General features: G+C 71.2%; 11 protein-coding genes and 1 tRNA gene. 9 read left to right on the forward strand and 3 right to left on the reverse strand.

What is annotated here, in order from left to right:
- The first annotated feature begins 7 nt into the window (after window positions 1-7).
- Both AZE13_RS03165 and AZE13_RS03170 read left to right on the forward strand, forming a co-directional pair.
- Window positions 8-691, forward strand: coding sequence for an AIM24 family protein (locus AZE13_RS03165; protein ID WP_066926521.1), 684 nt, complete (start codon window positions 8-10; stop codon window positions 689-691).
- Window positions 692-711: 20 nt separating this feature from the next.
- Complete coding sequence (locus AZE13_RS03170) at window positions 712-1,470, forward strand: AIM24 family protein (protein WP_066926523.1); 759 nt, start codon at window positions 712-714, stop codon at window positions 1,468-1,470.
- 134 nt (window positions 1,471-1,604) lie between these two features.
- Here the strand turns inward: AZE13_RS03170 and AZE13_RS03175 are convergent, their stop codons facing one another.
- Complete coding sequence (locus AZE13_RS03175; RefSeq protein WP_066926525.1) at window positions 1,605-2,135, reverse strand: NUDIX hydrolase; 531 nt, start codon at window positions 2,133-2,135, stop codon at window positions 1,605-1,607.
- Window positions 2,132-3,604 carry a zinc-dependent metalloprotease gene (locus AZE13_RS03180; RefSeq protein ID WP_066926527.1) on the reverse strand — a complete coding sequence of 491 codons (1,473 nt, stop codon included), beginning with the start codon at window positions 3,602-3,604 and terminating at the stop codon, window positions 2,132-2,134. The genes AZE13_RS03175 and AZE13_RS03180 overlap by 4 nt, the downstream gene beginning before the upstream one ends.
- Before the next feature lie 191 nt (window positions 3,605-3,795).
- Between AZE13_RS03180 and AZE13_RS03185 the strand changes: the two genes are divergently transcribed.
- From AZE13_RS03185 to AZE13_RS03200, 4 genes are all read left to right on the forward strand, one after another.
- Entirely contained in the window at window positions 3,796-4,947 is a 1,152-nt protein-coding gene (locus AZE13_RS03185; protein ID WP_066926529.1) for an SDR family oxidoreductase, read from the forward strand.
- Between the two features lie 94 nt (window positions 4,948-5,041).
- Window positions 5,042-5,560: a molybdenum cofactor biosynthesis protein MoaE gene (locus AZE13_RS03190; RefSeq protein WP_066926530.1), complete on the forward strand. Its 519-nt coding sequence runs from the start codon at window positions 5,042-5,044 to the stop codon at window positions 5,558-5,560.
- 143 nt (window positions 5,561-5,703) lie between these two features.
- A complete protein-coding gene (locus AZE13_RS03195) occupies window positions 5,704-5,898 on the forward strand; it encodes a hypothetical protein (RefSeq protein WP_066926532.1) in 195 nt (64 codons plus the stop codon).
- A gap of 90 nt (window positions 5,899-5,988) precedes the next feature.
- Entirely contained in the window at window positions 5,989-7,086 is a 1,098-nt protein-coding gene (locus AZE13_RS03200) for a PDZ domain-containing protein (RefSeq protein ID WP_066926534.1), read from the forward strand.
- Window positions 7,087-7,104: 18 nt separating this feature from the next.
- Here AZE13_RS03200 and AZE13_RS03205 read toward each other — a convergent pair whose 3' ends face one another.
- Window positions 7,105-7,677, reverse strand: coding sequence for a PPA1309 family protein (locus tag AZE13_RS03205; protein WP_398780088.1), 573 nt, complete (start codon window positions 7,675-7,677; stop codon window positions 7,105-7,107).
- Window positions 7,678-7,804: 127 nt separating this feature from the next.
- Here AZE13_RS03205 and AZE13_RS03210 point away from each other — a divergent pair, with 127 nt between their 5' ends.
- From AZE13_RS03210 to AZE13_RS03220, 3 genes are all read left to right on the forward strand, one after another.
- Window positions 7,805-10,720, forward strand: a complete 2,916-nt coding sequence (locus tag AZE13_RS03210; RefSeq protein ID WP_066926538.1) for a UPF0182 family protein — start codon at window positions 7,805-7,807, stop codon at window positions 10,718-10,720.
- A 109-nt stretch (window positions 10,721-10,829) separates the two neighbouring features.
- Window positions 10,830-10,903 (forward strand) — tRNA-Met (locus AZE13_RS03215).
- A gap of 218 nt (window positions 10,904-11,121) precedes the next feature.
- Window positions 11,122-12,963 (forward strand): tetratricopeptide repeat protein, encoded by a 1,842-nt coding sequence (locus tag AZE13_RS03220; RefSeq protein WP_181690234.1) that lies wholly within the window; start codon window positions 11,122-11,124, stop codon window positions 12,961-12,963.
- Window positions 12,964-13,126: the final 163 nt, after the last annotated feature.

Below are 13,126 nucleotides of genomic sequence, written 5' to 3' on the forward strand. Positions count from 1 at the left end.
GTACGCCATGAATCAGCAGCAGCTGTCGGGCTATGCCCCGACCCCGCCCGCCGCCCGGATGGAGAACCACGGCAGCGCCATGGTGAAGATCGCCATGCAGAGCGGCCAGGACCTCTTCGCCCGCACCGGCTCGATGGTCGCCTACGAGGGCTTCATCCAGTACGAACCGAACCCGCCCGCCGTCCGTCAGATGGCCTCCCAGTGGCTCACCGGCGAGGGCGCCCCCCTGATGAAGTGCTCCGGTGACGGCCTGCTCTACCTGGCCGACTACGGAGCCGACGTGGTCTGCGTCCACCTCGACGACGAGGCGCTCTCCGTCAACGGCACCAACCTCCTCGCCCTCGATGCCCACCTCCAGTGGGGCGTGCAGCGCGTCAAGGGCATGGCGAAGTTCGCCGGTCAGGGGCTCTTCAACGTCGGGATCTCCGGCACCGGCTGGGTCGCACTGACCTCCCGGGGAACGCCCATCGTCGTCGACTGCGGCCGCGGCGAGGACGAGACCTATGTGGACCCGGACGCCCTGGTCGCCTGGTCGGCCAACCTGAAGATGAAGGGCAAGCGCAGCTTCAAGGCGTCCTCGATGATCGGCCGCGGCAGCGGTGAGGCGTACCAACTCGGCTTCTCCGGCCAGGGATTCGTCGTCGTCCAGCCCAGCGAGGACAGCACCGACCGGCTCCGGGCCCGGGGCTGAGGGGGAGGACAGAACACGCCATGCAGAGTCCGCTTTTCGCCTTCACCGAGGCACAGACCCAGGACCGCTACGCCCTGCAGAACGGCCAGCTGCTGCGGGTCGCCCTCCAGGGCCATGACGACGTCCTCGCCCGCAAGGGCAGCATGGTCGCCTACCAGGGGCTGCTCGAATTCGACGGCAACTACCAGACGCCGGGCCAGCACCGCGCCCGCGCTCACACCGGTGAGGGCCTCGACCTGATGCGCGTCTCCGGGCAGGGCACGGTCTATCTGGCGAACCTCGCCCAGTACGTCCATGTCGTCGACGTCGACCACGACGGGCTGACCGTCGACAGCGCCTACGTCCTGGCGCTGGACTCCGGCCTCCACTGGGAGGTGGTCTCGGTCGACAGCCAGTACGGGATCTCCGGCACCGGCAAGTACCAGCTCAACATCTCCGGACAGGGGAAGGTCGCCCTGATGACCTCCGGCCGGCCGCTGATGCTCCAGGTCACGCCGGACAAGTACGTCAACGCCGACGCCGACGCGGTGGTCGCCTGGTCCGCGTCGCTGCGGGTGCAGATGCAGGCGCAGACGCACTCCTCAGGGGTGTGGCGCCGCCGCGGCAGCACCGGTGAGGGCTGGGAGCTCAGCTTCCTCGGCCAGGGGTATGCGCTGGTCCAGCCCAGCGAGCTGCTGCCACCGCAGAACGCGGACATCGGCTCCGGCCTGGCCGCCCAGTTCGGCATGGGCCAGCAGGGCGCCCGGGGCATGAACCAGGGCAACATCTTCACCAACTGACCTGCCCTGGAACCAACTGACCCGCCGCGGAACCAGCGGAACCAACTGACCCGCCGCGGACGGCAGTCCGGCGCCCGCCCCGCCCAGGGGCCCGGGCGCCGGACGCCGCCCGGGCTCAGCAGCTCCGACGCCGCCTACAGGAGCGCGCGGGTGGCCTCCACCAGGCGCGCCACCGACGCGTCGGCGACGCCGGGTACCTCGTCGTACCGGAACCAGCGCAGGTCCAGCGACTCGTCACTGATCGCCGCCACCGCCCCGTCGGGCGCCAGCGCCGCGTACTGGACGTCCAGATGCACCGCACACGGCGTGCGATGGCGGTCCAGCCGCACCGGGCCGCCGGGCAGCAGCGTCAGGCCCTGGGCGATGCCCGACTCCTCGCGTGCCTCACGCAGCGCCGCGTCCGCCAGTGTCGCGTCCTGAGGCTCACAGTGGCCGCCCATCTGCAGCCACATCTCCAGCTTGCGGTGCAGGGTGAGCAGCACCCGGCCGCGGGCCGGATCGATCACCAGCGCGCTCGCCGTGAGGTGCCCGTCCTTGCAGGGCTTCCACATGCCGTCCTGATGGGCGGCGAGGTGGTCCAGGTACGCCAGCCGCAGCCGCTCCTGGCCGGGCGACGGCGCGGGCCACTTCTCCAGTGCCCGCGCCGCGTCCGCGTGCAGACTCACCGGTCGCCGTCGCTCTTGTTCCCGCTGTCCCCGCCGGGCGTCTCCTCGGGGCTCTCGCCCTCCCGGGCGGGCTTGCCCAGGTCCGGCGTGCCGCCGCTCGCGGCCTCGCCGAGCATCTTGTCGAGCTCGGAGAAGTCCAGCTGCTCGCGGTGCACGAAGCCGTCCGGGTCGTCCAGATCGGCCGCGGTCGGCAGCATGTCCGGGTGCTCCCACAGGCCGTCCCGGCCGTCCAGGCCCCGGGCGTCCGTCAGCGACGCCCACAGCCGCGAGGCGTCCCGGAGCCGGCGCGGACGCAGCTGCAGACCGATCAGCGTGGAGAACGTCTGCTCGGCCGGACCGCCGCTCGCCCGGCGCCGGCGCAGCGTCTCGCGCAGCTTGTCCGCCGACGGCAGATGCGGCTTGGCGGCGGCGTGCACCACCGCGTCCACCCAGCCCTCGACGAGCGCCAGCGCGGTCTCCAGGCGGGCCAGCGCGGCCTTCTGCTCCGGGGTGTCCTCGGGCTGGAACATGCCCTGCTGGAGCGCGTTCTGCAGCTCCTCCGGATGCTGCGGGTCGATCTGGCCGACCACGTCCTCGAGCTTGGACGTGTCGACCTTGATGCCGCGGGCATAGCCCTCGACGGCGCCGAACAGATGCGAGCGCAGCCACGGCACATGGGCGAACAGCCGCTGATGGGCGGCCTCACGCAGGGCCAGGTACAGCCGCACCTCCTCCTCCGGCACGCCCAGGCCCGCGCCGAAGGCGGCGATGTTCCCCGGCAGCAGCGCGGCCTTCCCGGCCGGGCCCAGCGGCAGCCCGATGTCCGTCGAACCGACGACCTCGCTCGCCAGGACGCCCAGCGCCTGGCCGATCTGGGAACCGAACATCGCGCCGCCCATGGAACGCATCATCCCGAGCAGCGGGCCCGCCATGGCCTGCATCTCCCCGGGCAGCACCTCGCCCATTGCCGCGCCGACCCGCTCGGCGAGCGGATTGACCAGGTCCTTCCACACCGGCAGGGTCTCCTCGACCCACTCGGCGCGGCTCCAGGCCACGACCGAGCCGGAGCCCGACGGCAGCGACGTCACACCGTCCAGCCACAGGTCCGCCAGCCGCACGGCCTCCTCCACGGCCGACCGCTCGCCCGGGGACAGGCTCACGTCCTTGCTGCCGTCCTGGGCGCCCTGCGCGACGGTCTGCCGCGCGATGTCCTTGGCCATGTCCCAGTTCACCGGGCCGCCCTCGTACGAGAGCATCTGGCCGAGCTTCTGGAACGCGGCTCCCAGGTCGCCAGGGTTCATCTCGCCGCCGGGGCCGCCCATGCCGCCGAAGAGCGCCGCGAACGGATTGTCCGCGCCGCCGCTCCCGCCGCCGAACCCGAAGGGGTTCGCGGGGCCCTGGCTACCTCCCTGGCCGTCCTTCTTCTTGCCGTTGTCGCCGTCCTCCGGCTCCTCCGGCGGAAGGCCGAATCCAAATGGGGTGTCACTCACGGGTTTCCTCGGCTCGTAGGGCCGCCGGCCAGGTGGCCGACGGCGGCTGCCCGACATCACCTCCAGCGTAGACACCCGAACCGCATGGGGGCTCGGTGCTTCGCTGTCACGGTGGCTGGGGCAGGATGGATGCCACCTGGTGCGGACGCGTCAGCAACGCCCGCACTGAAGACAACCGCTGGAGACGCCCGGTGAGTTCCCCAGATCCGACCGTTCGCGCAGCGCGAAACGCTGCGGCCCAGACCGAGCAGGCAGCCGACCCCGCGTCCGGTGCCACCGGCCGGCCGCAGCGCCAGCCCGTCGTCGCCGTCACCGGAGCCGCCTCCGGGGTCGGGGCGCTGCTCACCCGCGCCCTGGTCGCGTCCGACGAGGTCAGGGCGGTGGTGGCCATCGACGAGCGGCGCGGTGACATCGACGGGGCGCGATGGCACGTCCTGGACGTCCGCGACCCCGCCATCGCCGACAAGCTGCGCGGTGCCGACGTCGTCGTCCACCTGGCGCTCGACCTCGACCTGGAGACCGACGCCGCCGCGCGCACCGCCTACAACGTGCGCGGCACCCAGACCGTGCTCACCGCCGCCGCGGCCGCCGGCGTCCACCGGGTGGTGCTGTGCACCTCCGCCATGGTCTACGGGGCGCTGCCCGACAACGACGTGCCGCTGGCCGAGGACGCCGAGCTGCGGGCCACGGCGGACGCCACCGGAGTCGGCGATCTCCTGGAGATCGAACACCTGGCGCGCCGCGCGCCCCGCGCGCACCCGGGGCTCAATGTCACCGTGCTGCGCCCCACCGTCCTGGTGGGCGGCACCGACACCGCGCTGACCCGCTACTTCGAGTCGCCGCGCCTCCTGGTCGTCGCCGGATCCCGGCCCGCCTGGCAGTTCTGCCACGTCGAGGACCTGGTCGGCGCCCTGGAGTACGCGGCGCTGGAGAAGGTCGACGGTGAGCTGGCGGTGGGCTGCGACGGCTGGCTGGAACAGGAGGAGGTCGAGGAGCTGTCCGGCATCCGCCGCATGGAGCTGCCGTCCTCGGTGGCGCTGGGCGCCGCCGCCCGCCTCCACCGCATCGGCCTGACACCGTCGCCCGCGGGGGACCTCGCCTACACCATGCATCCCTGGGTGGTCAGCGGCAGCCGGCTGCACGACGCGGGCTGGCGGCCCCGGTGGACGAACGAGGAGGTGCTCGCCGAGCTCCTGGAGGAGGTCGCCGGACGGCACACCGTCGCCGGGCGCCGGCTGGGCCGCAAGGACGCGACCGCCGCGGGCGCCGCCGGCGCCACCGTCGCCCTCCTCGGCGCCGCCGCGGTGGTACGGCGTGCCCGTAAGGCCCGCCGCCGCATCTGATCTCCACGGGGCTGGAGGAGTCTCCATACGGCGGCTGGGACGACCGGCAGATCCGGTCATTCCGCGCCGCGCCGCTTTACGGCACGATGGGGCCATGTCTGGCACCGCCTCCCCCTCGACGCCCGCCCGCGCCCACCCCGGTGAGCAGGCCGCGGCGGACCCTGTACGGCTCCTGGAGATCCGCGACACCGCGCTGTCCGTGGACGAGGTGTTCGCGGCCGTGGGGGATGCCGCGGCCGGCGGTACGGCCCTGTTCGTCGGCACGGTCCGCTCCCACGACAACGGCGCCGACGTCGAGGCCCTGGAGTACTCGGCCCACCCGACCGCCGAGGCGGAGCTGCGCCGGGTCGCCGAGAAGGTGGTCGCCGCATACCCTGTGCGGGCACTGGCCGCGGTCCACCGGGTGGGCGATCTGCGGATCGGTGATCTGGCCGTCGTCGTCGCGGTGTCCTGCCCGCACCGGGGCGAGGCCTTCGAAGCCTGCCGCACGTTGATCGACGACCTCAAGCACGAGGTGCCGATCTGGAAGCAGCAGACGTTCTCGGACGGAACCCAGGAATGGGTGGGGGCCTGTTCATCACGGGGTAGGAACTCTGTGACCCGGGTGGAGTAATCCGCGTGGCGCCCGGCGTCCGGCCATACCGGTGCCCGGGGTTCCGGTTGCGTAACCAGCCCCCTGGCGTGAGCGTTGAGCTGGCAGATGGTTAATCTGCTTATTCGTCGATTGTGGTAGTGCTAGGGGTTGGGAGGTAGCTGATGGGCGCGCTCCTCTGGTTGCTGATTCCGGTTGGCGCCGGGCTGGTCGCCGCAGTGTGGAGCAGCTGGGCCCTGAGGCACCGCAAGACCGGGGACATCGCGGAACTCGCGGGCTATGCCCGGTTCCGTGACGCGATGGAGAAACAGCGCTCCGTTTCCGACCCCGCCCCGACCGCGTCCGACCCGGCGGCCTGACGCCCGTCGCCGTACGCGGCCGCGCGCGGTCCGGCCCCGTACGGACGGCCCCGCGGGCCGGTTGTCATACCCGTCCCGTACTGTCGTTCCATGCCACGCCGCACCGCGACGCTGCTCGCCTCGACTCTGATGTTCATCGTGCTGATCATCGCGGGGTTGTTGATCCCCGTGCCGTACGCGGAGATGTCCCCAGGGCCGACGGTCAACACGCTCGGTGACCATGGCGGCGAGCCGGTGCTGCAGATCTCCCGGGAGAAGACGTACCCGACGACGGGTCACCTCAACATGACCACGGTCCGGGTCACCGGCCCCGACTACCGGATGAACCTCCTGGAGGCGGTCTACGGCTGGCTCGACCCCGACAGCGCCGTGGTCCCGCACAAGACGCTCTACCCCGAGGGGCAGACCGCCGAGCAGGCCGACCAGCAGAACGCGGAGGAGTTCAGCCAGTCCCAGGAGAGCGCCAAGGTCGCCGCGCTCCGGGAGCTGCACAAGCCGGTCGCCACCCAGACCGTCGTCCGCTCCGTCGTCAAGGACAAGCCGGCCGACGGACTGCTGCACGCCGGCGATGTGATCAAGGCGGTGGACGGCACGGAGATCAAGCAGCCCGGGGACGTCGCCAAGCTCGTCACGAAGCACAAGCCCGGTGAGAAGGCCGTCTTCACGATCATCCCGGTCAAGCAGGCGGCCGCGGTGGAGAAGCAGGGCGAGAAGCCCGAGACCGGCGCGCGGCAGGTCACGGTCACGACGCAGAAGGCGGACGGCGGCCGGGCCATCGTGGGCATCCAGGCCGGTGTGGACCACGTCTTCCCGTTCCCCATCGACATCAAGCTGGCCGATGTGGGCGGCCCGAGCGCCGGGCTGATGTTCGCGCTCGGCATCATGGACAAGCTCACGCCCGACGACCTGACCGGAGGGAAGTTCGTCGCCGGTACGGGCACGATCGACGACGCGGGGAAGGTCGGTCCGATCGGTGGCATCTCGATGAAGACCATCGCCGCGCGCGAGCAGGGCGCGGAGTTCTTCCTGACCCCCAAGGCCAACTGCGCCACCGCCGCCAGGAACACCCCGCAGGGGCTCCGGCTGGTCAAGGTCGACACCATAGGCGACGCCGTCAAGGCACTGGAGAAGATCCGCGGCGGCGACCTCGACGGCCTGCCGAGCTGCGGCCCGGCAGGCCGGAAGTAGGGCCGCCCGGCCCGGACCTCAGCTTTCGAAGGTCGCCGCGAGTGCGTCGGCGAGGCCCGGCACCAGCCCCGAGCCGGTGAGCACCTCGGTGGCGGCGTCCTTCTCGCGCAGCCGCAGCGCCGATTCGCGGCGGCCGTCGCGGAGCACCGCCACCGTCATCCGGACCTCCTGGCGCTCCGGGTGCCCGGCGACCCACTGGGCGAGCTGCGCCTCGTCCATGCCCGCGGGCTCGGACGCCTCGGCGGTCGGCGGCAGCATGAGCCGCTCCACGGTCAGCGCGCAGCCGGTGACGGCGTCCGGCCAGGCGATGGTGGCGAGGAACTCGTCCAGCGGGACCTCCGCCGGGATCTCGTCCTGCTCCACGGGGGTCAGGGAGGCGGTGCTGGAGTCGTCGATGCCGAGCTGGGCGGCGAGCGAGGGCTCCTGCGCCCGCAGCTGGGCGGTGTCGACGAGGGCGAACAGGCGGGCGGGCTGGTCCCAGCCGAGCCCGGCGGTGTACTCGTCGATCTCGAGTACCGCGCGGGTCAGCGGGTCGGCGGCGAGGGGGGTGCTGGCAGCGGGAGAGCCGGGAAGGTCAGTCATGCTCAACATCGTGCCTTGTCCACCCCGGAAATCGGGAACTGGGTAAAGCCTTCGTAAGTTGCATCAGTGGGTCCTAGTATCGCCGGGCCTGCTCCAGACGACAGCGAACTTCGAGGTGCGCACCTTGGCTTTCCAGATGCCGGACCGCGGCTCAGGCCCGACAGGGCCACGGATCAGAGTCGGCCGACCATCGCGGCGGATCCGGACCCTGCTGATGACCGTGGGAGCACTGGCCGTACTGGCCATGCTCTTTGTGATGTTTTCGGGGTTCTGGACCGATTGGCTCTGGTATCGCTCGGTCAAGTACTCCTCGGTCTTCACCACCACCCTGTGGACCAAGATCGGTCTGTTCTGCGTCTTCGGCGTCCTGATGGCGGCGGCCGTCGGCGTCAACATCTGGCTGGCGCACCGGCTCCGGCCGCCGCTCAGCGCGATGTCGGTGGAGCAGCAGAGCCTGGACCGCTACCGCATGAGCATCGCGCCGTTCAAGAAGTGGGCGCTGATCGCGATCGCGGCGGTGGTCGGGCTGATCGCCGGTGCCTCGGCGTCCGGTGAGTGGCGTACGTGGCTGCAGTGGGTCAACGGCGTGCCGTTCGGCACGACGGACGCCCAGTTCGGCAAGGACGTGTCCTTCTACACGTTCGACCTGCCCTGGTACCGCTTCCTGCTGAGCTTCGGCTTCGCCGCCGTGGTGCTGTGCCTGGTCGCCGCGGCGCTGACGCACTACCTCTACGGCGGGCTGCGGCTGACCAGCCCCGGCTCGCGGGCGACCGCCGCGGCCACCGGCCACCTGTCGGTGCTGCTCGGTGTCTTCGTCTCGCTCAAGGCGATCGCGTACTGGCTCGACCGGTACGGACTCGCGGTCAAGTCCAGCGGCCTGAAGTCGGCCGACAACTGGACGGGTCTGCGCTACGTGGACGCCAACGCCTACCTCCCGGCGAAGACCATCCTCTTCTTCATCGCGGCGATCTGCGCGGTGCTGTTCTTCGCGACGCTGTGGCGGCGGACGTGGCAGCTGCCGGTGATCGGCTTCGGCCTGATGGTGCTCTCTGCGATCCTGATCGGCGGCCTGTACCCGGCCATCGTGCAGAAGTTCCAGGTCCAGCCGAACGAGCAGGCCAAGGAAGCGCCCTACATCAAGCAGAACATCAAGGCGACGCGGGACGCTTACGACATTCAGGACACAGAGGTCAAACCGTACAAGGGCACGTACAAGCCCTCCGGTGAGGCGGACAGCAAGCGGCTGCGTGACAACGCCGACACCACGGCCAGCATGCGGCTGCTCGACCCGAACGTGGTCTCGCCGGCCTTCGAGAAGCAGCAGCAGGCCAAGGGCTACTACCAGTTCCCCTCCACCCTCGACGTCGACCGCTACAAGGACAAGGACGGCGTCGAGCAGGACACCGTCATCGGTCTGCGCGAGCTGAACATCGCCGGTATCCCCGAGCGCAACTGGATCAACGACCACTTCAAGTACACCCACGGCTACGGCGCGGTCGCCGCCAAGGGAACCGAGACCGCCGACGGCGGCGGCCCCAAGTACACCGAGTCGGAGCTCCCGGCCAAGGGCCAGTTCGGCCCGTACGAGCAGCGGATCTACTACGGCGAGAAGACCACCCAGTACTCCATCGTCGGCGGTCCGCAGAAGGAGCTGGACTACTCCGACGACCGCACCGGCGAGAAGAGCTACAGCTACCAGGGGAACAGCGGCGTCAGCCTGTCCAACCCGGTCAACCGCGCCGCCTACGCGGTGGCGTTCGGGGAGCCGCAGATCCTCTACTCCGGTGCGATCGGCGAGGGCTCGCGGATCCTGTACAACCGCACGCCCAAGGAGCGGGTGGAGTCCGTCGCCCCGTGGCTGACCATCGACGGTGACGCCTACCCGGCGGTCATCGACGGCCGCATCAAGTGGATCGTGGACGCCTACACGACGAGCAACGGCTATCCGTACGCCTCGCGCACCACGCTCGGGGACACCACGGCCGATTCGCTCACCAACGGGCAGCGGACGGTGGTGGCCCCGCAGAACCAGGTCAACTACATCCGCAACTCCGTCAAGGCGACGGTGGACGCCTACGACGGCTCGGTCAAGCTCTACGAGTGGAACGAGAAGGACCCGGTCCTGAAGACCTGGATGAAGGCGTTCCCCGGTACCGTCGAGAAGAAGAGCGAGATCAGCAAGTCGCTCAAGGAGCACCTGCGCTACCCGCAGGACCTCTTCAAGGTGCAGCGCCAGCTGCTGACGACCTACCACGTCACGGACCCGGGGACCTTCTACACCGGTTCTGAGCGCTGGCAGATCCCCAACGACCCGACGACCAAGCCGGGCAACGCGGTCCCGCCGTACTACCTGAGCATGAAGATGCCGGACCAGCAGGAGCGGACCTTCTCGCTGACCACCACCTTCACGCCCAACAAGCGGGACAACCTGGGCGCGTTCATGGCGGTCGACGCCAACGCGACCAGCGGCGACTACGGCAAGATCAGACTGCTGAAGCTGCCGTCGCAGTCGCCGGTACCCGGTCCGAAGCTGGTGCAGTCGAAGTTCAACTCCGATCCGGATATCGCCAACGCGCTCAACATCCTCAAGAAGTTCGGCGACTCGGAGATCGTGTACGGCAATCTGCTGACCGTGCCCCTGGACGGCGGACTGCTCTACGTCGAACCGGTGTACCTGAAGGGTGCCGCCACCAACTTCCCGCTGCTCAAGAAGGTGCTGGTCAGCTACGGCGACCAGAAGCCCGTCCTGGCGGACTCGCTCAAGGACGCGCTGGACGTGGTCTTCGGGAAGAAGGCGCCCGGTTCCGGCACGGAGACTCCGCCGGACGGCGGTGACACGGGCCAGGACACGGGTGGTGACACCGGAAAGCAGCCGCCGGCCGACCAGACCGTGCAGCAGGCCCTGGCCGATGCCGAGAAGGCGTACCAGGAGGGCGAGAAGGCTCTGGAGCGCCGCGACCTGGCCGCGTACGACGAGGCCAAGAAGAAGCTGAAGGCGGCGCTGGACCGGGCCGCCAAGGCATCCGGGAAGGGCGGCGCGTCGGGCGGCTGACCCGCCCGGCTGCAGTTCCCGGTCCCGTGGGCGCTGGTGCGAACCGGCGGCCACGGGACCATCGGTGCCGGGGGCGGCACCGTGCCGTGATACATTGAGTGCACAACGACGCGGGGTGGAGCAGCTCGGTAGCTCGCTGGGCTCATAACCCAGAGGTCGCAGGTTCAAATCCTGTCCCCGCTACTCAACGCCGAAGGCCTGGATCCACACGGATCCGGGCCTTCGTCATGCGACGTCATACGTTTCGGTGCGATCGCGGAGAAGGCCGGGTCGCGCAGCACATGTAGGGAACCTGTGTGCTTGAGTTTGGCTTGTCGTTGTGTCGGGAAGTCGACAAACCGCTGAAGTGACCTCACTGGCTGCGGTATACCAGGTGTACGCGGGTTACAGGTGATGCGACGATGGGTCTTATGGGGGACAAGGCAAGGTTGTTGGAGACGGACCGGTTTGTGCACGCGCCCGACGACGGGCGCGAATCCGAGCTGCCGATGGACGCGATGGAGGCCGCCGAGGCGTCCGACGCGGTGACCGAGACCGGCCACCGCCGGGCCGCCGAGGCGGGCGACACCGCCGCGATGAGCGCGCTCGGCGCGATGCTGCTGCGCCGCGGTGACCTCGACGGCGCCGAGCCGCACCTGCGCTCCGCGGCCGCCGCCGGGGACCGCGCCGCGGCCAACAACCTCGGCGTCCTGCTCCACCAGCGCGGCTACGGGGACGAGGCGGCCGGCTGGTGGCGGATCGCGGCCGTCGCCGGTTCCGCCGCCGCGGCCCACGCCCTCGGCCGGCACTACCGCGAGCGCGGCGACGAACCGGCCGCCGAGTACTGGCTGCGCCAGTCCGCCGAGTCCGGCCACTGCCTGGGCGCGTACGCCCTCGCCGACCTGCTGGAGCACCGCGGCGACATCGGCGCCGAGCGCTGGTTCCGCGCCGCCGCCGAGCGCGGCCACCGCGAGGCGGCGTACCGTCTCGCCCGGCTCATCGAGGACGGCCGCGACACCGACCGCCGGACGGTGCCCGCGTACGGCGAGCTCACCCAGCAGGAGGAGGCCGAGCAGTGGTACCGCCAGGCCGCCGCGCGCGGCCACCGCAGGGCCGCGCTGCAGCTGGGCGTGCTCCTGGAGGACCGCGGCGACATCCAGGAGGCCGGCCGCTGGTACCTGTCCGCCGCCAAGGACGGGGAGGCCCGCGCCGCCTGCGCGCTGGGGTACCTGCTGCGCGACGCCGGTGACGAGGAGAGCGCCGCGGAGTGGTGGCGGCGGGCGGCCCAGGACGGCGACGGCAACGCCGCCAACGCACTGGGCGCGCTGCACGCCGACCGCGGTGAGGTGCAGACCGCCGAGCGTTGGTACCGCGTCGCGCTGGACGCCGGTGACGTCAACGGCGCCTACAACATCGGGCTGCTCTGCGCCGAGCAGGGCCGGGCCGGCCGTGGTGAGCAGTGGTACCGCCGGGCCGCCTACGCCGGGCACCGCGAGGCCGCCAACGCCCTGGCGATCCTGCTGCTGCAGCGTGGTGACGCGTCCGGGGCCGAGCCGTGGTTCTCCAAGGCGGCCGAGGCGGGCAGCGTGGACGCCGCGTTCAACCTGGGGATCCTCTTCGCGGGCCGCGGTGACGAGCGGATGGCGCAGGTCTGGTACGAGCGGGCGGCCGCGGCCGGGCACACCGAGGCGGCGCTTCAGGTCGGGATCGTGCAGCAGCGGGACGGCCTGCTGGGGGACGCGGAGCGCAGTCTCCGCTGTGCGGCCGACGGCGGCAGCGCCGAGGCGGCCTTCCGGCTCGCGGACCTGCTCGACCGCAAAGCCTCGGCGGCCGGCGACGGGCCGGCGGACGGCGAGCGGGCGGCCGACGACGAGAGCCTGCAGTGGTACGAGCGAGCCGCCCGGCAGGGCCACCGCCGCGCCCAGGTCCGGATTGGCATGTTCGCGGCGGCGCGCGGGGAGATCAGCGAGGCCGCCGCCTGGTACCGCGCGGCGGCCGAGGCCGGCAGCCGTAACGGCGCCTTCAATCTCGGGCTGCTGCTGGCCCGCGAAGGCAGCCTGTCCGAGGCTGCCCTGTGGTGGCGGCGCGCCGCCGAGGGCGGACACGGCCGGGCCGCGCTCCGGCTCGCGCTGCTCGCCGCCCGGCGCGGCGCGCTCGCCGAGGCGCAGACCTGGTGCGCGCGGGCCGTCGACCTCGGCCCGCCGGAGGTCGCGGAGCGCGCAGCCCGGCTGCGTACGGCGCTCCAGGACGAGCTCAGCGCGTAGCGCCTCGACGCGTGGGGCAGGCTCGGCGGGCGTACGGTCGCCGGTGCCACAGTCGAGGTGAAGGACCGGGCCGTGGGCGGGTGTCCGGGGCGGTGGCACAGGGCCGGGCCGTGGGCGCGGGAAGGGATTTGCGCTGGTCGTCGGGCCGGGGTTAGAGTGAGGG

The organism is Streptomyces sp. NBRC 110611 (assembly GCF_001590865.1).
GTDB lineage: Bacteria > Actinomycetota > Actinomycetes > Streptomycetales > Streptomycetaceae > Streptomyces.